Origin of the sequence: Actinomadura macrotermitis, assembly GCF_009604375.1 — a bacterium.
Classification (GTDB): domain Bacteria; phylum Actinomycetota; class Actinomycetes; order Streptosporangiales; family Streptosporangiaceae; genus Spirillospora; species Spirillospora macrotermitis.
The window spans coordinates 932,265-951,878 of the sequence record NZ_WEGH01000003.1 but is presented as its reverse complement, the minus strand read 5'-3'; the positions used below and the strand labels follow the sequence as shown (position 1 = coordinate 951,878).

Below are 19,614 nucleotides of genomic sequence, written 5' to 3'. Positions count from 1 at the left end.
CCTGCCACGGGGCTCCCGACCCTGGAGTCGGCTGCCCGGGCCCGCCGGTCCGGGAGCACAGCCCGCACCCGCTCGTGGAGGTGACGTATCGGCCGGAACGGCGGCTGTATGATGCCGCCTCAAGCAGGTTGACGGACTCCCCCGGGTGGCGGTCGGCCCGCTCAGCGCCCGCGGAACCGTATCCCCGGCCGCCGGCAGGTCCGTGCCCCACGGGCTCGCGGACCACCACGCCAAGCCCCGGTCCGTCTCCAGGGGATGACAAGGTCTCTCGCAAGAATGGTGCTGAAACCGCCGTGATGCAGCCGTGATCCACTTTGACAACGTCAGCAAGGTCTACAAGAGCCAGGGCAACCGGCCGGCCCTCCAGCACGTGAACGTCGCCATCGAGAAGGGCGAGTTCCTGTTCCTGGTGGGCCCCTCGGGCTCCGGCAAGTCGACCTTCCTGCGCCTCATCCTCAAGGAAGAGCGTCCTTCCCAGGGTCACGTGCACGTGGCGGGCAAGGACCTGAGCCGCATCAGCAACTGGAAGGTGCCGCACCTGCGCCGCCGCATCGGCTGCGTGTTCCAGGACTTCCGGCTGCTGCCCAACAAGAACGTCTTCGAGAACGTGGCGTTCGCGCTGGAAGTGATCGGCAAGCCCCGCCGCTTCATCCACAAGGTCGTGCCCGAGGTCATCGACCTGGTCGGCCTGGAGGGCAAGGGCAACCGGATGCCCGACGAGCTGTCCGGCGGTGAGCAGCAGCGCGTCGCGATCGCGCGCGCCTTCGTCAACCGCCCCATGATCCTGCTGGCCGACGAGCCGACCGGGAACATCGACCCGGCGACCTCGATCGGCATCATGAAGGTGCTGGACCGCATCAACCGGACCGGCACCACCGTCGTCATGGCCACCCACGACGCCGCGATCGTCGACGCGTTCCGCAAGCGCGTCGTCGAGCTGGAGGACGGCCGCGTCGTCCGCGACCAGTCGCGCGGTGTGTACGGCCAGGCGTACTGACCCGCTCACGGCCCGCGCCGCGGGCCGTCACCTGAACGGGCGTCCCCGGGCGTCCACCTCGGACGTTCCGGTCGTTCCCGCCGCAGGCTGCTGAACCGGCGGGACCGGCCGGCACGTACGACATTCCGTTGTAAACCAGTCCGATGACATAGCCTGCACCGGACTCAGGCTCCCTCGGGGCACAGGCGATCAAGGACAGCGAGGCATGCGCGTACAGTTCGTTCTCCAGGAGATCTGGATCGGTCTCCGCCGGAACCTCACGATGACGATCTCCCTCATCATCACCGTCGCCATCGCCATGGCGCTGCTCGGCACCGGCCTGCTCGTCCAGGGCCAGGCCAAGGCCTCCAAGAACTACTGGACCGACAAGATCGAGGTCTCGGTCTTCCTGTGCACCAAGTCCAGCTCCAACCCGGTCTGCAACAAGCAGGACGCCAAGCCGGAGGAGAAGGCGGCGCTCAAGGCCCAGCTGGACAAGATGCCGCAGGTCGCCCATGTCGAGTACGAGAACAAGGAGCAGGCGTACGCGCGCTTCAAGCAGCGCTTCGCCAACTCCCCGGGCTTCGTCAACAGCACCCGGCCCGGCGACATCCCCGACTCCTACCGGATCCGGCTGAAGAACCCGCAGGAGTACAAGGAGGTCGTGGGGGGGCTGCTCGGCAAGACCGGCGTGGACCAGGTGGTCAACGAGCAGGAGATCCTGAAGAAGTTCTTCGGGATCCTCGGCGCCCTGCAGAACGCGGCGCTGCTGATCGCGGTGTTCCAGCTGATCGCGGCGGTGCTGCTGGTCGGCAACACGGTGCGGCTGTCGGCGTTCAACCGGCGCCGTGAGACCGGCATCATGCGGCTGGTCGGCGCGTCCAACACCTACATCCAGATGCCGTTCATCCTGGAGGGCGCCGTCGCCGGCCTGATCGGCGGCCTGCTGGCCTCGGTGCTGCTGATCTTCAGCAAGGTGCTGCTGATCGACCGGCTGGCCGGCAACCTGCAGTTCGCCAGCAAGCTCGGCTGGGGCATGGTGTTCGCGGTGATGGTGCTGTCGATCTGCTTCGGCGTGCTGGTCTGCGCCATCTCCTCCTTCCTCACCCTGCGGCGCTACCTGCGCATCTGACGGGGAACGCCCCGGTGCCACGGGCCTGAAACCGGCCGGCCGTCCTGCAGCCTGGACGCCGGCCGGTTCGGCGTTCCCGCTTCGATCCCCGCGTGCCGCGGCCGCGCGATGATCGTAGGATCGCCTACCTAGGGGGAAGGCATCGGCGCGGGAACCGTTCCGACCGTCCGCCACGCTGCCGGAGAAGGACCGAGGCTGATCACGTTGTCACGTGAGACAGGGCGCAAGCTGATCGCTCAGCACAAGCGCGCCCGATACGACTATGAAATCAAGGAGACCTGGGAAGCGGGCATGGTGCTGATGGGCACCGAGGTCAAGGCGCTGCGCGCCGGCCGCGCCTCGCTGGCCGACGGCTACGCCCACGTCATGGACGGCGAGGTGTGGCTGGAGCATGTGCACATCCCCGAGTACGTGCAGGGCACCTGGACCAACCACGCGCCGCGGCGGCGCCGCAAGCTCCTGCTGAACAAGCGCGAGATCAACAAGATCATCGCCGGCACGTCCGAGCCGGGCTGGACCCTGGTGCCGCTGTCGCTGTACTTCAAGGACGGGAAGGCCAAGGTCGAGATCGGCCTGGCCCGTGGTAAGAAGTCCTACGACAAGCGCCAGGCGATCGCCAAGCGCGAGGCGGACCGGGAGATGCAGAAAGCGGCGGCGGCCCGGTTCAGGAGACGGTGAAGGGTGCCGATGAACAGCCGATCCCGAGGGCGTGACAGCGCCCGCACGCCGTTTCGCCGGGTGATCTCGGTGGCCGCCGTCGGGACCCTCGTCGCGAGCCTGACCAGCGGCTGCTTCGCCGAGCCCTCGGTGATGCCGACCGTGCGCGACTTCCTCATCGCCTGGCAGGTCGGCAACTACAAGGCCGCCGCCAAGCTCACCACCGGCGCCGACCGGGCGGCCGTGGAGAACACCCTCGGCCAGGTGCGCGGGCAGCTGGACGCCGCGTCGCTGAAGCTCGCCCTCGGCACGCCGACGCAGAACGACTCCGACGCCAACGTGCCCGCCGCGATCGTCAAGAACGGCGACCAGGCCGACGCGCGCTTCTCCGTCAAGATCGACCTCGGTGAGAACGGCGAGCCCTGGTCCTACACCAGCCTGATGCACCTCAAGCGGGTCGGCGACGACTGGAAGGTCGTCTGGAGCCCCTCGATCATCAACCCCAGCCTGAAGCCCGGCCAGCGCCTCGCGGTGCTGACCGAGGTCCCCGAGCGGGCCCCCATCCTGGACTCCACCGCCCGCTCCCTGCAGCTGAAGGTCAAGGTCGGCGTCGCCGGGGTCTACCCCGAGAAGCTGCGCGACCCCCAGCGCGTCATGGACCAGCTCGCCAAGGCCGTCGCGCAGGACGGCGGGCGCAAGCTCGACGTCGAGCGCCTCATCGGCCGGATCCGCTCGGCGCCGCCGCAGCGCTTCCTGCCGCTGCTCACCCTGCAGCGGCAGGCCGACGCCGCGCTGCTGGCCCGGCTGGCGCGCATCGACGGGCTGTTCCTGCAGTTCGGCGAGGCCCCGATCGCCGCGAAGCTGGCCCCCGAGCTGATCGGCAACCTCGGCCCCGCCACCGACGACACCCTCCAGCAGGTCGGCGCCCCCTACCAGCCCGGCGACACCATCGGCGTGAACGGCCTGCAGCTGGTGCTGCAGCGGCGCCTGGCCGGCACCCCGACGGTGCAGGTCGTCGCGCAGGACCCCTCCGGCCGCGACACCAAGGAGCTGCGCTCCTGGCCCGGCAGCCCGCCCCAGGAGGTCCGCACCACGCTGAACGGCAAGTACCAGCCGCGCGCCGACCGCGCCCTCGCCGGCCTGAAGTCCCCGGCGTCGCTGATCGCGCTCAACCCCTCCACCGGCGACGTGCTGGCCAACGCCAACCACCTGACCAACGGCGCGAACCTGGCCATGCAGGGCCACTACCCGCCCGGCCTCACCTTCGGCCTGGTCTCCGCGCAGACGCTGCTGCTGGCCGGCGCGGCCCGCAACACCAGGATCGACTGCCCCGGGACGGCCACCGTCGGCGACCGCACCTTCACCAACCGGGCCGCCGGCGCCACCACGCTGGAGTACCTCTTCGCCCGCAACTGCACCACCACCCTCGCCGAGCTGAGCAAACAGGTCGACACCAAGACGCTGATGGCGGCCGTCGACCGGTTCGGCATCGGCAAGAACTGGGGCATGACCGCCCCGGTGTTCACCGGCAGCGTCCCGGCGCCGGCCAACGAGGGGGACAAGGCCGCCACCTTCGTCGGGCAGGGCCGGGTGCGGGTCAGCCCGCTGAACATGGCGCTCGTCGCCGCGGCCGTCCAGAACGGCAGCTGGAAACCCCCCTACGTGCTGACGGTCCCGCGCAGCACCGAGACCCCGCTGCCGGTCTTCATGGACCAGGTCGCGACCTCCGAGATGCAGAAGCTGGCCCGCCGCTCGATCGCCAGCGGCGCCACCGCCGCCAACATCGGCCAGGGCGCCAACGCCGTCAACGGCGTGGTCGCCTCGGTCGACTACGACGAGGGCGGCGTGACCAAGACCGTCACCTGGTTCGTCGGCTACCGCGCCGACATCGCGTTCGCCATCGCCGTCGAGGGCAAGGCCAATCTGGCCAAGCTCGCCGCCCGGTTCCTGACCGGCACCGCCCCCGCCCGCTGAGCCTTGACGGGCTCTTTGCCCAAGATCGGCAACCTGGACGGGGTCCGGCGGCGTCTTCCCGGGTGACTGGGACACCGCTTCGGGGGGTTGCGGCCCCAGTCGACCGTGATGAGACCAGAGCCTCGTCTCGGGGGAGGCTCTGCCGTCCGGACCGGCCCTGACCCTGCCGGTCGGCCCCGGTGGCCCGCGTCGAGCACGCGGCCCACCGGGGCGTCACTTTTTCCGCCCCCCGGGAATCCCCGTTGGCATCCCGCGCGTTATCCATGTAGCGTCATGCTGCGGACGCCCCGGCGTCCGGCTTGACAACTCAACATGGGGGTGACCGGCTTCGACTTCGGTAGGTCGAGCCAGGGGAAGCGGGTCGAGGGTGGTCGTCATGACCTCGTAAATCCTGTGACGGCGAACAAAAACTGCCAACAAGAAGCAGTCCGAGTTCGCTCTCGCCGCCTGAGGCGAGTAGCGACTCTGTCAGCCCGGGTGAGTCTCCGCCCCGGGGTCTGGCATCGTAAGGAGACTCCACCTGCAGATTCGGTCGCGGGACCTGTAGGAACACCCAACAGCGACTGAGCCCGTCGGCGACACGCCTGCGTGAGCGCCGGGGCCGAGAAAACGACTAGCAGGATGCACCCGGAGAAGCCCTGACTCATCACCGAAGGACGCGGGTTCGATTCCCGCCACCTCCACTCGTCGCGGGGAGCGGTGTGCTCACGGAAAGCGTGAGCCGCCGCTCCCTCGTCGTTTCACCCAGGGGGGCGACCCCCTGGAACCTCCGGCGTGGGGGCTCCGCCCCCACGCCCCCGTCTTGTGCTGTGGTGCGTGCTCACGCAGCGGTGGGGCTCCTGGCCGCACGGACCTGGTCCGTGCGGCTTTTTCGTGCCCAGGGCGGTTGGCGTTGTGATCTGCTCGAGGCGAGGATGAACAGATGGAGAGACCGGCAAGATCACGTATCTTCCTGATGGGTTCTCCGGCAACGGGCGAGGAGGCACCGGGTCCGTCCATCGCCTCGCGCCTGTCCCTGCCGAAGGTCTCGCTGCGCGACACCCTTCGCGTCAATGTGCATGGCGATACCGAGTTCGGTCGGCAGGCCAAGGCCTGCATGGACCGCGGTGTCTTCTTCCCCGATGAGCTGATCATCGCGATGATGCACGAGCGGCTCTCTCAGGACGGCGCCCGTGACGGGTTCCTGTTGGACGGGTTCCCGTGGACGGTGCCCCAGGCCCAAGCGCTGAAGGAGTTTCTCGCTGCGGAGTTCGACGCCGGGCTGGACTTGGTCCTGCAGCCGGTGGTGGACCATGAGGAGATCGTCCGGCGGCTGTCGGGCCGGCGCATCTGCGACAAGTGCGGGTGCGTCTGGCACGTCGGCTTCGACGACATACAGGACGGCGCCTGCGGCAACTGCGGCGGTGACCTGATCCAGCGCGACGACGACAGGGAAGAGGTCGTCCGGCAGCGCCTCCAGGCACACCAGGAGCGATCCGCTGCGCTGGTGCGATTCTACGCAGAGGATGGCATCGTGCTCGGCTTCGACGCGATGGGGCCGGTCGAGGAGGTCACCGAACGGGCGCTCCATGCGATCCATGCAGGTCAGCTGCCTGATACGAGCTCAGCAAATGCCTGATGGGCCGCGCCGACCGCGTCTACCGTTGTGAGGAGCAGGGCTGACCGGCGACCGGCGACCGGGCTGCCTTAGAACTCGGCCCACACCACCTTGGCGGTTTCGGCCGGGTAGTGGTTCCAGCGTCGGGCGTACGCCTCCACCAGGAGCAGGCCCCGCCCGCCGGTGGCGCTCGGGTCGGCCGCCTGCCGGACGGGCGGGTTGGGGTCCTGGTCGTAGACCTCGATGTAGGCGTGGGGCGGCGTCCAGCGGATGCGCATGCGCACCGTGGGCCCCTTGGCCTTGATGGCGTTGGTGACGATCTCGCTGGCCACGAGCCGAGCGTCTTCGATCAACGCCTCGTCGAGCGACCAGTGGCGGAACCACTCCACCACGAGGCGGCGGGCCAGCTGCACGGCCGTGGGGTCGGAGATCAGGGAGAACTCGACGCTGTGGCAGGACTGCGGGGGAGAGAACACAGACATGGCGGTCTTCTTCTGACGTTTTCGTCTGACCACGGACGGCGCGGAGTCTGTGGCACGCTGTGACAAGCCCAAGCATGAACCTTAGAGGGGTGAAGATGCAAGGCCTTGCATCTTCATGGTCTTGCATACTTGCCTGAGGAGGTTCTCCGCCGTGCCTGCTCGTACTCCACCGACGGTGAGACTGCGCCGCCTGGCTTCCCGTCTGTTCAAGCTTCGGGAGGCCCAAGGGCTGAGCCGCGAAGATGTCGCCGAGCGGACCGGTATCAATCCGGCGACGCTCTACCGCATCGAGAAGGCCCGGGGCAGGCCCCAGGCTCGGACGCTGCAAGCCCTGCTCGCCCTGTACGAGGTGGAGCCCGCCGAGCGCGTTCAGCTCCTTCAGCTTCTCAAGGACGCCGGTCGGCGGGGCTGGCTCCAGGCGTACGAGAACGAGCTCCCGGAGGAGTACAGCGCCTACATCGAGTTCGAGGATCAAGCGCGGGAGGTCTGGAACTACGAGTCCCTCTACATCCCTGGCCTCCTGCAGACCGAGGAGTACGCCCGGGCCGTCATCCCTGGCGGCATGCCTGCTCTTTCCCCGGACGAGGTGGAGCAGCGGGTGGCCGTGCGCATGGAGCGTCAAGGGGTCTTGCGCCGTCCCTCGCCCTTGCATTTGTGGGCCATCTGCGACGAAGCCGCGCTGCACCGGGTCGTCGGTGGGGTCCAGGTGACGCGGGAGCAGCTCCTTCATCTTGTGGAGATGGCGAAGCTGCCCAACGTCACGCTTCAGGTCATCCCGTTCGACGCGGGTGCGCACCCTGGGATGCCCGGATCGTTCGTCGTGATGAACTTCCCGGCCGATCCCAGCGTGGTGTACATCGACAGCATGGCGGGAGACCTCTTCCTCGAAGAAGAGGCCGAAGTGCGCCGGTACAGTGGCATATACGAGCACCTTCGCGCCGTCGCGCTGAGTCCTGCCGTGTCAGTGGACCTGGTCCGGTGTCGGGCAGAGGCATGTGAATGAGGGGAGGGACGGGTGGACCTGTCCCGGCTGGAGTGGCGCAAGAGCAGTCGTTCCAGCAGCAACGGCCAGTGCGTCGAGTGCGCTGAAGCAACCCACTTCGTGGCTGTTCGTGACTCCAAGGACCCCGATGAGGCCGTCCTTGTCGTAGGCCGTGCCGCTTGGCGCGCTTTCCTCGGCCAGATCAAGGCCGGAAGTCACGCCTTCTGAGGCTTTCCTGATCGTTGACCGCTGACCGGGCGGCCTGGGTCCGGGGTTGGGTCTGGAGGCCCTGGGGCGGGGGCGGGGTGTGGATGATCATGTCCGGGAACTATGCCAGTGATTCCTGGAAGGTTTCCGGATGTGGTCCGATCGCGGTGAAGGCGCAGTCTCGTATGTCGCGGTGATCCTGCTGCTGGGCGGGGTGATGGGGGCCGTCCTCACCGGTGGGGTGGGGGAGAAGGTCGCGGCCGCGTGCGAGTCGGCGATCTGCCGTGTCGCCGGCGGCGACTGCCGGACCATGGGCCTCGGGGAGCACGGGAAGGGCGGCGCGCGGCAGGGCGTCGCGGACCATGATGGCGGCAAGGCGCAGGTCCGGCCGCTCGTCTCCGTGCCGCAGCAGGATCTGCCGCCGATCTCCCGGCCGGCCTGCCCCGATCCGAAGGTGCCCTGGGTCGACACGCTGCACGCCCACAACGACTACCAGAACGGCGATCCGCTCGATGACGCGCTCGAGGAGGGCGCGACGAGCGTGGAGGCCGACGTGTGGCTGGAGGACGGCAAGCTGATCCTCAAGCACGACAAAGACGATCTGAACCTGCCCAACGCCACGCTGCTGCAGGAGTACCTGCGGCCGCTCACCGAGCGGGCCGCCAAGAACGGTGGCCAGATCTACCCCGGGCGCGGCGAGAAGTTCGAGCTCTTCATCGAGGTCAAAGGTGGTGGTGGCGACGCGTACGAGCAGATCGTCAAGGACATCGCCGGGCCACCGCCGCTGACGGGTGACGTGCGGGTCGTCCTGCCGGTCCCGCCGAACTACGACCCGGCCACCAACAAGGTCGGGAACACTTCGCTGCCCGCCAATGTCTCCTTCTCGGTCGGGCTGGGGGACAAGTGCGTCATCCCGACGTGGCTCGATCCGAAGGACCCCGCCAACGACCCGCGCAGCCCCGAGTACAGGCCGGACGAGCAGCATTACGACCAGCGGCTCGCCTCGAAGGTGACCGTGCTGAACGGCGAGTTCGCCAAGTGCGTGGACGTCGACAAGAAGCGCAAGCTCAACATCAGCCCGCAGGAGCACCGGGTGTTCAACGAGCTGGTCGGGCGGGCGCACTCCCAGGGCCGCAAGGTCCGCATCTGGGGCGCGCCCGACGGCAACTGGCGGTACGCCGGCAGCCGCGGGCGCGGAAAGTTCTATCCCTGCCCCACACTGCCCGGTCACCAGAAGTGCGAGGGCGCCCTCCAGCGGAACTGGTGGCAGGCCGTCGACGAGGCCGGGGCCGACTACTACGTCACCGACCACCTGGGCACCGGCGCCAAGTGGATCCGCAAGAACTGCGGCCGGTTCGTCAAGCGCTGAGAGCGGCGGCGAAGAGGGTGCGGAGGGCCTGGACGATGTCCTCCATCGGGTCGGCGTACTCCTCCAGGGACCAGCGGACGGCGGCGCCGATGACGGCGCCGAGGATGGCGGTGGCCAGCAGGTCGCGGCGGACGCCGGGCGGGTCCCAACCGGCCAGCAGGGCCGCGATCGTGTCGCCCCAGGCCAGGCTCGTGCGCTGGTAGGCGGCGTCCACGGCCGGGCTGACGCCGAGGATCTCCACGAACAGCAGGCGGGCCAGGCGGTGGTCGGCCTGCAGGGCGCTGAAGAGCTCGGTGAGGGCCGTTCGGATGATGTCGTGCGGGTCGGGGCCTGCGGAGGCCACGGCTGTTTCTACGGTCTTGCGTAGCTTTTCGTCGGTGTGGGCGTAGACGGCCAGCAGCAGGTCCTCGCTGCTGGAGAAGGACTCGTAGAAGTAGCGTTTGGTGAGCTCGGCCCGCGCGCACACGGATTCGACCGTGGCGGTGCGGTAGCCGGTCGTGCCGAAGATCTCCATGCCGGCCTCGATGAGCCGGTGGCGTCTCTCCTGGCGGCGGGCTTCGGCGCTCACCCCGCGGTAGGTGCGCTGGACGGTTTCCACCTGCCGATATTGACACGGGGGCGGGGCGCGCCCAAACTGACACCGCTTGGTTCTGAAACAGTTTGGTTCCTGAAAGGGGCGCGCCGTGCGCGAGTTGGCTGGGAAGATCGTGGCGATCACGGGCGCGGCGTCGGGCATCGGTGCCGCGACCGCCGTGGAGCTGGCCGAGCGGGGCTGCGACCTGGCCCTGTCCGACATCAACGACGAGGGCCTCCAGCAGACCGCGCGGCGCGCCGAGAAGCACGGCGTGAAGGTCAGCACCCACGTGGTCGACACCGGGGACCGGGACGCCGTCTACGCGTTCGCCGACGCCGTCGTGGCCGAGCACGGGGCCGTCCACATGATCATCAACAACGCCGGGGTGGCCCTCACCGCGGACGTGGAGATCATGAGCGACGAGAACCTGGAGTGGCTCTTCGACATCAACTTCTGGGGTGTGGTGCACGGGACCCGGGCGTTCCTGCCGCACCTCAAGCGGGCCGGCGGGGGGCACATCGTCAATGTGTCCAGTGTCTTCGGGTTCATCGGGGTGCCCAGCCAGTCGGCCTACTGCGCGGCCAAGTTCGCCGTGCGGGGGTTCACCGAGTCGCTCGGGCAGGAGCTCGACATCGCCGGCGGGAAGATCAAGGTGACGTCGGTGCACCCCGGCGGCATCCGCACCAACATCGCCAAGGCGGCCCGGTTCGAGGGCACCGTGGCGTCCAAGGGCGGCTCGCAGCGCGGTGCGGCGTCGCTCTTCAGCAAGGTGGCGCGGACGACGCCGGAGAAGGCCGCGAAGATCATCGTGGCGGGCATCGTGGCCGACAAGCGCAAGGTCCGGATCGGGGGGGACGCCGTCGCGATCGACCTCATGCAGCGGGTCGCCCCGCTCGGCTACCAGCGCGGCATGGTGCGCCTGGCCAAGCTCGGCCGGCTGCTGTCGCGCGGCTGAGTCAGGCGCGGGCGTAGCGGGACGGCGGGGTGCCCACCGTGGCGGTGAAGTCGCGGCTGAGGTGGGCCTGGTCGGCGTAGCCGAGATCGGCGGCGAGCGCCGGCCAGTCGACCGGCGTGCCCGCGTCGGCACGGGCCGCGGCCTCGTGCAGGCGGGCCCGGCGCAGCACCCACTTTGGGCTCACCCCGACGTACTCGCTGAACAGGCGCTGCAGCGTGCGCACCGAGACGCCGGCGTCGGCCGCCGCCTCGTCCACCCGGGTGAGGGAGGGCGTCGCGGTGATCCGCTCGATGACCTCCGCCACGTCCTCGGCCAGCGGGTCCGGGCGCGGTGGGAGCAGGGGCGCCAGGAAGGCGTCGGCCAGGGCGGCCATCGCGGGGCCGTCCGGTGTGGTGAGTATCCGGCCGTTCAGTTCTTCGATCTCCGGGCCGAAGAGGTCGGTGGCCGGGACGCGGCGGTCGGTGAGGGTGGAGACCGGGCCCCGGGACAGCGGGTGGAATCCGCCCGGGCGGAACTTCACGCCCAGGACCTGGCCCGTGCCCTCCAGGCGGCGGACGAACAGGCCCCGGTCCACCCCGTAGACCAGCGGGGCTGGGCGCTCGAAGACCAGGTGGACGCTCGGATGCGCCAGCACCTTGGTCTCGTAGGGCTCCTGCAGCTTCCAGCGGACGTGCCAGTGGAACTCGACGAACGGGGCCGTTCCGGGGGCGGGCTCGTACCGGTCCAGGTCGACGATGGTGGCGTGCTCACCTGGGTAGAGGACTCCGCGCGCGAAATCGGTCATAGCGCCAGGGTAGTGGCGTGTTTCTTCAAGAGCCCGGGTGTCGTTCGATCGTAAGTTCGAGTCATGAGAGAACACGACCACATGACCGAGTTCGCCGCCGAGTGCGCCCGCATCGCGCGGGGCGTCCCGGCCGGCCCGCTGGAGGGGCCGAGCCCCTGCGGCGACTTCGACGCCCGGACCCTCGTCAACCACTGGGTCCTGTTCACCTCGCACGGCCTGGAGCGGCGGGCCAGGAGGGAGACGCTGCCCGAGGAGATGATGGAGCACGATTTCACCGCTGAACCCGACTGGGCCGAGCGCTACGCCGAGCAGCTCGACCGGGCCGTCAAGGCGTGGGGCGACCCGGCGGCCTGGGAGGGCGAGATCGACCTCGGGTCCATGTCCGTCCCGGCGTCCGGCATCGCCGGCATGGTCGTCCTGGAGATGGGCCTGCACGGGTGGGACGTCGCCACGATGACCGGCCAGGAGTTCACCGTCTCGGACGAGGCCGCGCGGTACCTGCTCGGGCTGGTCGAGGAGAACGCCGAGATGTACCGCCAGTTCGACGGGTTCGCCGAGCCGGCGCAGGTGGACGAGGGCGCGGACGCGTTCCGGCGGGCGGTCGCGCTCTCCGGCCGCGACCCGAGATGATCATGTTGGGCCTTCCGGTGTGACGCGGATCTCCGCCAGGCTGTCGGCATGGACGACGACGTCAGGATCGCGGTGGTGACCGGAGCGACTTCGGGGATCGGGAAGGAGATCGCCCGGGCGCTCGCCCGGGAGGGTTTCCGGGTCGGCATCGTCGGCCGCAACGAGGTCCGCGCCGCGGCCGCCGCCGCCGACCTGGCCGCGAGCGCGCCGGGCGCGCGGATCGACTCCTTCCTGGCCGACCTGTCGATCCGCGCCGAGGTCCGGCGCCTGGCCGGGCGGCTGTGCGAGCGCTACCCGCGGCTGGACGTCCTGGTCAACAACGCGGGCGTGCACACGCTGCGGGCCAAGGTCAGCGTCGACGGCTTCGACCGGATGGTCGCCACCAACCACCTCGGCCCGTTCCTGCTGACCAACCTGCTGCTGGACCGGCTGCGCGGGTCGGCGCCCGCGCGGGTGGTCATGGTGGCGTCCGAGGCGCACCGGCAGGCCGGCCTGAAGGACGTCGCGAACCTCGCCGAGCCCGGCGCCTACGGCCCGGCCGGCTCGTTCCGCGTGTACGCGCGGACCAAGCTGCTGAACATCCTGTTCACCCAGGAGCTCGCCGAGCGGCTGCGGGGGACGGGCGTCACGGTCAACGCGGTGTGCCCGGGCATGGTCGCGACGGGCCTGGCCCGGGAGATCCCCGGCTCGCGGCGGTTCGGCCCGGTGCTGGCCCGCACGCCCGTCCTGCGCACCCCCGAGCAGGGCGCGCGGATGGCGGTGCGGCTGGCCGTCGACCCGGCGTTCGCCGAGCGGTCCGGCGGCTTCTACAGCTCCACGCCGGGCGCCGGGCTGCTGCCGGCGTCCCGGGCGACCGGGGACGCGGAGCTGCGCCGGGCGGTATGGGAGCGTTCGGCCCAGCTGACCGGTCTTCCGGCCCGATAGTTTTGGGACGTGAGCGATCCGTATCAGCCGTACCCCCCGCGTCCGCCGCAGCCGGGCCCGTATCAGCAGCAGCCTCCGTTCCAGCAGCGGCCGGGCTCCTTCCAGCAGCCGCCGCCTCCCCCTGAGAAGCGGTCGGCGGTCAAGGACCTGTTCTCCGGGGTCGGCTACCTGCTGCGCGGGCTCGGCTGGATCGCGCGTCACCCCGCGCAGTGGCTGTTCGGGCTGATCCCGGCCGTCATCGTGCTGATCGGGTACGCGCTGGCGCTCGGCGCGCTGGCGTGGAACCTGGACGGCCTGGCCGGCTGGGTGACGCCGTTCGCCGACGGCTGGTCCGACGGCGCGCGCCAGACCGTCCGGGTGGTCGCCGGGATCGCGATCTTCGGCGCGTCCGCGTTCGTCGCGGTGCTGACCTTCACCGCGCTGACGCTGCTGGTCGGCGACCCGTTCTACGAGAGCATCGCGGTGAAGGTGGAGGAGTCGCAGGGCGGCGCCCCGCCCGAGCCCGACGTCCCGCTGCTGGTCCAGATCGGGCGGGCGGTCAAGGACGCGCTGCTGCTCGGCGTCATCGCGGTCGCGTTCGCGCTGGTGTTCTTCGCCTGCGGTTTCCTGCCGGTGGTGGGACAGACGGTGGTGCCGGTGATCGCGGCGTGCGTGTCGGGCTACTTCCTGGCGGGGGAATTGACGGCGGTGGCGCTGGAACGGCGCGGTCTGCTGCGCAAGGACCGGTTCGCGCTGATGAAACGGCACCGCGCGCTGGTGGTGGGTTTCGGTGCCGCGACATTTGTGGTCTTCCTCATTCCGCTCGGGGCGGTGCTGGCGATGCCGGGGGCCGTGGCGGGCGCCACCTTGCTGGCCCGGGAGCGGCTGGCGGTCAATCCGCTGGTCACGGGGGATGACCAGGCTCTTCACGGCTATCACCGATGAGATAGAAAGATGTGTCCTGAGCGTGATTAGCGGACCGGCGTTAATGGCGATCTTGGCGTAACGTGTCCCGCATGTCCGATCAGGGGGAGCGCGGAGCGCGCTGGACCGAGATGAGCGAGCCCGTCGAAAACGGCGACGCGCCCGCCGGCCCGCCGGCGCCGGCGCCGGCGCACGACGTGTGGGGCAAGGTCGAGGCGCCCGCACAGCACATCGAGCCGAAGACGGTGCCCGAGGCGCAGCCGATCGTCCGGCCCGAACCCGCCCCGGCGGCCGAGCCGCCGCGGGTGGAGTTCGAGGCCGCGCCCGTGCCCGAGCCCGAGCCGCGGGTGCGGACCGGGCCGCTGCCTGCCGTCGAGGACGAGGCCTGGTCCGCGCCCGCCGACGAGTCCGACGTGAAGGTCGCGCCGGTGCCCGCCGGGCAGCAGCCGGAGGCACCCGCCTGGGAGGGGTCGCTGTTCGAGGGCGGCGCCCGCGAGCCCGAGGCCGACCCCCGCTACGTGGCGCCGACCAGCGACCACGGCCCCGGCAAGTCGGGCAAGCCGAGCAGCGGCAACTGGCAGATGCCCGACTGGATGGCCGACGAGGGCGCCGCCGACGCCAAGCTCGGCACGCAGGACCCGCTGGACGACGGCGACGGCAGGAACCGCGTCGTGCTGTTCGGCGGCGTCGGCCTGCTGGTGGTGGCGGTGGCCGCGGCCGGCGGCGTCTACCTGCTGAAGGGCCGGGGCGACTCGGGCGCGTCCGAGGGCAAGGCGCACCGCCCGGCGAGCGCGGTCAAGCCGCCGCCGCCCCCGCAGGTGGAGCCGCCGGCGGACAAGCCGCTGCGGCGCTTCCCCGGCAAGCCGGCCAAGGTGCTCGGCATGGTCAAGGACGCGCACAGCGGGCTGGCCTACCCGCGCCTGGCGGCGCCGTGGGTGACGCCGACCAAGAAGAACAAGCTCGGCATCTCGGGCTGGTCCGGCCAGCAGATCCTGGTGACCGAGAAGAAGGCCGGGCAGATGTGGTACGGCCAGCTGCTCACCGGCACGCTCATCCCGACGCTGCAGGGCGCCTACAAGGGGCCGGACAGCGTCAAGAACGTCGCCGCGCTGGCCGCCAAGGGCCTGGAGGAGCGGTACTACGGGTTCGCCCACAAGACGGCCCCGCTGGCCTCGCAGGAGCTGACGGTCGACGGCCACAAGGGCTGGCTGGTCGCCTCCTACCTGACCTACAAGCGCCCGCCGTTCAAGGCGACCGGCGAGATCGTCGCCACCGCCGTGATCGACACCGGGAAGCAGGCCCCGGCGGTGGTCTTCGCCTCGATGCCGAACACCCACCGGGCCAAGTGGCCGGACGTCAACGAGTTCATCGGCAAGATGAAGGTCGCGTCCTAGGCGACAGAATCCGGTTCTAATAAGCTGTGACTTACCCCTGGGAGAGGTGTGAGTCATGGCGATCGGGTTGACCGAGGAGCACCGGGAGCTGGCGGCGTCGGTGCGCGGCCTGGCCGCGCGGCACGGCGACGCGGCGGAGCTGCGGGCGGCGATCGCCGGCCTGCACCTGCCCGAGGAGCACGGCGGGCAGGGCCACGGGCTGCTGGAGCAGGCCGTGGCGCTGGAGGAGCTGGGGCGCGCGCTCGTCCCCGGCGGCTACGCCCCGACCGTGCTGGCGTCCGCGGCGATCGCGGCGGGCGGATCGGACAAGCTGCGCGCCGCGCTGCTGCCCGCCCTCGCCGGCGGGACGCGCACGGCGGCCGTCGGGCTCGGCGGTGAGCCCGTGCTCGGCGCGCCCCTGGCCGACCTGTTCGTGCTGCCGGCGGGGGACGGCCGCTGGGGCGTCCTGGACGCGGCGGACGTCGAGATCGGGGAGCTGGAGCCGCTCGACCTGACCCGCCCCGTCGGCTCGGTCACCGTCCACGGCCCGATCCCCGAGGACCGCCTCCTGGACGCCGACGTGCGGGCCCTCGCGGTCGTCCTGCTCGGCGCCGAGGCGTGCGGCGTCGCGGGCCGCGCGCTGGACGACGCCGTCGCCTACGCCAAGCTGCGCGAGCAGTTCGGGCGCCCGATCGGCCAGTTCCAGGGCGTCAAGCACAAGTGCGCCCGGATGCTCATCGCCGTCGAGCGCGCCCGCGCCGCCGTCTGGGACGCCGCCCGCTCCCTGGACCCCTACGCCGTCGGCGTCGCGGCCGTCCTCGCCGCCGACGCGGCCGTCCAGTGCGCCGAGGGCAACATCCAGGTGCACGGCGGCGTCGGCTACACCTACGAGCACACCGCGCACCTGGTCTACCGGCGCGCCCTCACCCTGCGCGCGCTGCTCGGCCGCGCCTCGGCGGCGCGTGCCGAGGTCGCCGCGCTCGCCGTCGCCGGGGTCCGCCGCGCCATGGACATCGAGCTGCCCGCGGACGCCGGGCCGCTGCGCGAGGAGATCCGCTCCCGGGTGGCCGGGCTGGCCGCGATGGACCTGCCGGCGCAGCGCGCCGCGATGGCCGCCGAGGGCTGGGTGACGCCGCACCTGCCGAAGCCGTGGGGGCGCGACGCCGGGCCGCTGGAGCAGGTCGTCATCCAGCAGGAGCTGAAGGCCGGCGGGGTCCGGCCCGTCCCGCTGATGATCGCCGCGTGGGTCGTCCCGTCCCTGGTCCAGTACGGCACGCCCGGGCAGCAGGAGCGGTTCCTGCCGCCGACGCTGCGCGGGGAGATCATCTGGTGCCAGCTGTTCTCCGAGCCCGGCGCCGGCTCGGACCTGGCCGGTCTCACCACCCGCGCCGAGCGCGCGGAGGGCGGCTGGACGATCACCGGCCAGAAGATCTGGACCTCCCTCGCCCGCGACGCGCAGTGGGGCATCTGCATCGCCCGCACCGACCCGGACCGGCCCAAGCACGACGGCATCACCTACTTCCTCGTCGACATGACGTCACCGGGCATCGAGATCCGCCCGCTGCGCGAGTGCACCGGCGACGCGGTGTTCAACGAGGTCTTCCTGGACGGGGTGTTCGTCCCCGACGAGCTGGTCGTCGGCCCCGTCAACGAGGGCTGGCGGGTCGCCCGCAACACCCTGGCCAACGAGCGCGTCGGCCTGACCGGCTCGTTCCAGCTGGGCGGCGACCTGCCGAAACTGGTGCGGCTGGCGGCCGAGCTGGACCTGGCGGGCGACCCGGTCGTGCGCGACGAGATCGGCCGCCTCGCCTGCGACGAGCACGCCTTCGCGCTCCTCGGCCTGCGCGCCACCCTCAAGCAGCTGTCGGGCACCGACCCGGGCGCGACGGCCAACGTCCGCAAGCTGGTCGCGATGGAGCACGGCCAGCAGGTCACCGAGTACGGGTTCACCCTGCTCGGCGCCGAGGGCGCCCTCACCGGCGGCTGGAAGTCCGGCCTGCGGCGCCGCTGGACCCGCTACCTGCTGGCCTCCCGCGCGATGTCCATCGGCGGCGGCACCACCGAGGTCAACCTGAACGTCATCGGCGAACGCCTCCTCGGCCTCCCCCGAGACCCCGATCCCCGCCGCCCCTGAACGCCCCGGCCGCGCGGTGCGCGGCCGGGGCGGCCCCCGTCGGGCGGTCGGTCAGGGGGTGTAGCGGGCGAGGACGGTGCCGGCGGGCGCCATGTTCTTCAGGTACTCGGTCTCGGTCCAGAACGACCGGGTGCCGGGAACCCGGGTGATCTTGTCCATCCAGGCGAGCCACTTGAACGGAGAGCCGGCCAGCTTGGGGAGCCTGACCTTCGTCCACTTCCCGTCGCGGTAGTGGAACAGGTCGTTCGACACGGCGTAGACGCCCCCGGAGCCGTCCTCCTCGATGTCGCTCAGCGCACCGATCCGCCGGTCCAGCGGCACGTTGCGCCACTTGCCGCCGGACCAGCGCAGCAGGAAGGGATCCGCGCCGGACGAGGCGTCCCCGTACGCCCACGCGGACTTGGCTGTTCCCTGGACGTCGTTGAGCTGCACGCGCCGGCTCGTCGGCGCGTGCAGCGTCGTCTTCCGCCACGCACGGCCGTCCCAGTGCAGCGCGGCGGGCCTGCGCCCGCTGCTTCCGACCGCCCAGACGTCGTCGCTCTTCGCCACGAAGACGGCCGTCGGGTTCAGCGCCAGCCGCTGGGCGCGCCAGGACCGGCCGTCGAAGTGCCGGGCGACGCCGTCGGAGACGGCCCACACGTCGGTCTTGGAGACAACGCCGAGCACGGGCACCTCACCGGACCATGAGCGGACCGTCCACTTCGTGCCGTCCCAGTGCGCGACCAGGGCGGCGTTCTTGACGGAGAAGCCGGAGATCCAGATGTCGTCGGCCCGCTTGACGACGAGCCCTTCGATCATCTGGGGGTACAGCTCCCGGGGCGTCTTCAGCACCGTCCACTTCGTGCCGTTCCAGTGCCGCAGCGGGGCGGTCTTCTCGCTGCTGAACACGCCGCCGGCGGTCCAGACGTCCGTGGGGCCGGTGGTGGCGAAGCTCGTGAAGAAGCCGTGCTTGACCTGGCTCTGGAATTTCCAGGACGGCTTTGGGGCGGCATGCGCCGGAGCGACCATGCCCGCCAGCATCGTCGCGGTTCCTGCTACGACAGCGGTGAGTCTCTTCATATCGGCTCCTCGGTCAGGCCTGGTAGCGGGAGAGCAGCGTGCCGCTGCTGTCGCCCTTGGCGAAAAGGTGAATGGTCCACAAGGACCTGGTGCCGGGGATGTGCTCCAGGTCGTAGAGCTGCGTCAGCCGGTAGCCGGAGACCTTCGGGTCCTTGATGAAGGTCCAGCGCCCCTCGCGGTAGTGGGCGAGCCCCTTCGGGGTCGCCGCGTAAACGCCGCCGGAACCGTCCGGGGCTATGCCGGTGACACCGAAGACGGCGCGGTCGGTGACGCGCTGCCACTTCTTCCCGTCCCAGTGCAGCGCCATCGGGCGCTCGTCGTTGCGCTGTGCCCCGACCGCCCAGGCGTCGCGCGCGGAGGTCTTGTCCGAGCCGTGGACGACGGACCCGCGCGGGAGCCGGACGGTTCGCCACGCGTGCCCATTGAAATGCCGCGCCCGGTCGCCGTCGAAGGCCCACACGCTGGATCCGGAAAGCGGAAGCAGGCTGCTGATCCAGGCCGACTTCAGTTCCGAAACGCTCCATTTCCTGCCGTCCCAGTGGCCGGCCAGGCTTTTCTTTCCGGCATGGACGCCGAGCCAGGCGTTGTCCCGGGACAGCGCCCGCAGGGCGGTCGGAGGGGCGGCCGCCAGGGCCTTGGGAAGCCGCACGGGCTTCCAGGACCGGCCGTCCCAGTGCCGCAGGGGGAGGTTCGGCCCGAGGGCCGCCTCGCCCGTCGCCCAGGCGTCGTCGCGCGGTCGCCGAGATCAGGCCGGCGTAGCGGCCCGGGAACGCCTGGGCGGGCGTCCACGAGGCGGCGGCGCCGGCCTGGGCCGGGACGGCGATCAGCACGGTCGCGGTGCCGGCCGGCAGCGCGAGCGTCCTTCTGGCCATTCGCATGGCGATTCCTTTCGGGGGGAATGC

General features: G+C 70.8%; 19 protein-coding genes and 1 other RNA gene. 15 read left to right on the top strand and 5 right to left on the bottom strand.

Features of this window, described 5'->3' with window-relative positions; translation table 11 throughout:
- Positions 1 to 304: 304 nt before the first annotated feature.
- The 6 genes from ftsE (at position 305) to ACRB68_RS25745 (ending at position 6,357) form a co-directional block, all read left to right on the top strand.
- Entirely contained in the window at positions 305 to 997 is a 693-nt protein-coding gene (gene ftsE / locus ACRB68_RS25770) for a cell division ATP-binding protein FtsE (RefSeq protein ID WP_328594766.1), read from the top strand.
- A 205-nt stretch (positions 998 to 1,202) separates the two neighbouring features.
- The gene (gene ftsX, locus ACRB68_RS25765; protein ID WP_153536670.1) at positions 1,203 to 2,108 is read left to right on the top strand and encodes a permease-like cell division protein FtsX; all 906 of its coding nucleotides are present in this window, start codon (positions 1,203 to 1,205) and stop codon (positions 2,106 to 2,108) included.
- A gap of 204 nt (positions 2,109 to 2,312) precedes the next feature.
- Positions 2,313 to 2,786, top strand: a complete 474-nt coding sequence (gene smpB / locus ACRB68_RS25760) for an SsrA-binding protein SmpB (RefSeq protein ID WP_153536667.1) — start codon at positions 2,313 to 2,315, stop codon at positions 2,784 to 2,786.
- A 69-nt stretch (positions 2,787 to 2,855) separates the two neighbouring features.
- Entirely contained in the window at positions 2,856 to 4,739 is a 1,884-nt protein-coding gene (locus tag ACRB68_RS25755) for a penicillin-binding transpeptidase domain-containing protein (protein ID WP_328594765.1), read from the top strand.
- Between the two features lie 314 nt (positions 4,740 to 5,053).
- Positions 5,054 to 5,425: a transfer-messenger RNA gene (gene ssrA, locus ACRB68_RS25750) on the top strand.
- Between the two features lie 236 nt (positions 5,426 to 5,661).
- A complete protein-coding gene (locus ACRB68_RS25745) occupies positions 5,662 to 6,357 on the top strand; it encodes an adenylate kinase family protein (RefSeq protein ID WP_328594764.1) in 696 nt (231 codons plus the stop codon).
- Between the two features lie 68 nt (positions 6,358 to 6,425).
- On the opposite strand, the gene ACRB68_RS25740 is transcribed toward ACRB68_RS25745, so the two are convergent.
- Entirely contained in the window at positions 6,426 to 6,818 is a 393-nt protein-coding gene (locus ACRB68_RS25740) for an ATP-binding protein (RefSeq protein ID WP_153536663.1), read from the bottom strand.
- Between the two features lie 175 nt (positions 6,819 to 6,993).
- Between ACRB68_RS25740 and ACRB68_RS25735 the strand changes: the two genes are divergently transcribed.
- The 3 genes from ACRB68_RS25735 to ACRB68_RS25725 all read left to right on the top strand — a co-directional run bounded on the left by ACRB68_RS25735 (position 6,994) and on the right by ACRB68_RS25725 (position 9,376).
- Entirely contained in the window at positions 6,994 to 7,821 is an 828-nt protein-coding gene (locus ACRB68_RS25735) for a helix-turn-helix domain-containing protein (RefSeq protein ID WP_328594763.1), read from the top strand.
- 12 nt (positions 7,822 to 7,833) lie between these two features.
- On the top strand, positions 7,834 to 8,028 hold the full coding sequence (locus tag ACRB68_RS25730) for a DUF397 domain-containing protein (protein ID WP_328594762.1): 195 nt from the start codon (positions 7,834 to 7,836) through the stop codon (positions 8,026 to 8,028).
- Positions 8,029 to 8,200: 172 nt separating this feature from the next.
- Positions 8,201 to 9,376, top strand: a complete 1,176-nt coding sequence (locus ACRB68_RS25725; protein WP_153536659.1) for a PI-PLC domain-containing protein — start codon at positions 8,201 to 8,203, stop codon at positions 9,374 to 9,376.
- Here the strand turns inward: ACRB68_RS25725 and ACRB68_RS25720 are convergent.
- On the bottom strand, positions 9,366 to 9,974 hold the full coding sequence (locus tag ACRB68_RS25720; protein WP_194293444.1) for a TetR/AcrR family transcriptional regulator: 609 nt from the start codon (positions 9,972 to 9,974) through the stop codon (positions 9,366 to 9,368). The genes ACRB68_RS25725 and ACRB68_RS25720 overlap by 11 nt on opposite strands.
- Positions 9,975 to 10,059: 85 nt before the next feature.
- On the opposite strand from ACRB68_RS25720, the gene ACRB68_RS25715 reads away from it, so the two are divergent.
- Positions 10,060 to 10,905: an SDR family NAD(P)-dependent oxidoreductase gene (locus tag ACRB68_RS25715; protein WP_328594761.1), complete on the top strand. Its 846-nt coding sequence runs from the start codon at positions 10,060 to 10,062 to the stop codon at positions 10,903 to 10,905.
- Between the two features lies 1 nt (position 10,906).
- On the opposite strand, the gene ACRB68_RS25710 is transcribed toward ACRB68_RS25715, so the two are convergent.
- Positions 10,907 to 11,689, bottom strand: coding sequence for a helix-turn-helix domain-containing protein (locus tag ACRB68_RS25710; RefSeq protein WP_153536655.1), 783 nt, complete (start codon positions 11,687 to 11,689; stop codon positions 10,907 to 10,909).
- 63 nt (positions 11,690 to 11,752) lie between these two features.
- On the opposite strand from ACRB68_RS25710, the gene ACRB68_RS25705 reads away from it, so the two are divergent.
- From ACRB68_RS25705 to ACRB68_RS25685, 5 genes are all read left to right on the top strand, one after another.
- The gene (locus tag ACRB68_RS25705) at positions 11,753 to 12,319 is read left to right on the top strand and encodes a TIGR03086 family metal-binding protein (protein WP_153536653.1); all 567 of its coding nucleotides are present in this window, start codon (positions 11,753 to 11,755) and stop codon (positions 12,317 to 12,319) included.
- Between the two features lie 48 nt (positions 12,320 to 12,367).
- Positions 12,368 to 13,243 carry an SDR family NAD(P)-dependent oxidoreductase gene (locus tag ACRB68_RS25700; protein ID WP_153536651.1) on the top strand — a complete coding sequence of 292 codons (876 nt, stop codon included), beginning with the start codon at positions 12,368 to 12,370 and terminating at the stop codon, positions 13,241 to 13,243.
- A gap of 9 nt (positions 13,244 to 13,252) precedes the next feature.
- Complete coding sequence (locus ACRB68_RS25695) at positions 13,253 to 14,167, top strand: EI24 domain-containing protein (RefSeq protein ID WP_328594760.1); 915 nt, start codon at positions 13,253 to 13,255, stop codon at positions 14,165 to 14,167.
- A gap of 71 nt (positions 14,168 to 14,238) precedes the next feature.
- Entirely contained in the window at positions 14,239 to 15,540 is a 1,302-nt protein-coding gene (locus ACRB68_RS25690; protein WP_153536649.1) for a hypothetical protein, read from the top strand.
- Between the two features lie 55 nt (positions 15,541 to 15,595).
- Entirely contained in the window at positions 15,596 to 17,653 is a 2,058-nt protein-coding gene (locus tag ACRB68_RS25685) for an acyl-CoA dehydrogenase (RefSeq protein WP_153536647.1), read from the top strand.
- A gap of 51 nt (positions 17,654 to 17,704) precedes the next feature.
- Here the strand turns inward: ACRB68_RS25685 and ACRB68_RS25680 are convergent, their stop codons facing one another.
- Positions 17,705 to 18,712: a hypothetical protein gene (locus ACRB68_RS25680; protein ID WP_153536645.1), complete on the bottom strand. Its 1,008-nt coding sequence runs from the start codon at positions 18,710 to 18,712 to the stop codon at positions 17,705 to 17,707.
- Between the two features lie 13 nt (positions 18,713 to 18,725).
- Positions 18,726 to 19,361 carry a hypothetical protein gene (locus ACRB68_RS25675; RefSeq protein ID WP_153536643.1) on the bottom strand — a complete coding sequence of 212 codons (636 nt, stop codon included), beginning with the start codon at positions 19,359 to 19,361 and terminating at the stop codon, positions 18,726 to 18,728.
- Between the last annotated feature and the right edge of the window lie 253 nt (positions 19,362 to 19,614).

Excerpts from the sequence above, each read along its gene's own strand:
- ftsX (WP_153536670.1), top strand. The coding sequence starts at position 1,203 with ATGCGCGTACAGTTCGTTCTCCAGGAGATCTGGATCGGTCTCCGCCGG.
- ACRB68_RS25745 (WP_328594764.1), top strand. The coding sequence starts at position 5,662 with ATGGAGAGACCGGCAAGATCACGTATCTTCCTGATGGGTTCTCCGGCA.
- ACRB68_RS25740 (WP_153536663.1), bottom strand. The coding sequence starts at position 6,818 with ATGTCTGTGTTCTCTCCCCCGCAGTCCTGCCACAGCGTCGAGTTCTCC.
- ACRB68_RS25710 (WP_153536655.1), bottom strand. The coding sequence starts at position 11,689 with ATGACCGATTTCGCGCGCGGAGTCCTCTACCCAGGTGAGCACGCCACC.
- ACRB68_RS25705 (WP_153536653.1), top strand. The coding sequence starts at position 11,753 with ATGAGAGAACACGACCACATGACCGAGTTCGCCGCCGAGTGCGCCCGC.
- ACRB68_RS25700 (WP_153536651.1), top strand. The coding sequence starts at position 12,368 with ATGGACGACGACGTCAGGATCGCGGTGGTGACCGGAGCGACTTCGGGG.
- ACRB68_RS25690 (WP_153536649.1), top strand. The coding sequence starts at position 14,239 with ATGTCCGATCAGGGGGAGCGCGGAGCGCGCTGGACCGAGATGAGCGAG.
- ACRB68_RS25685 (WP_153536647.1), top strand. The coding sequence starts at position 15,596 with ATGGCGATCGGGTTGACCGAGGAGCACCGGGAGCTGGCGGCGTCGGTG.
- ACRB68_RS25680 (WP_153536645.1), bottom strand. The coding sequence starts at position 18,712 with ATGAAGAGACTCACCGCTGTCGTAGCAGGAACCGCGACGATGCTGGCG.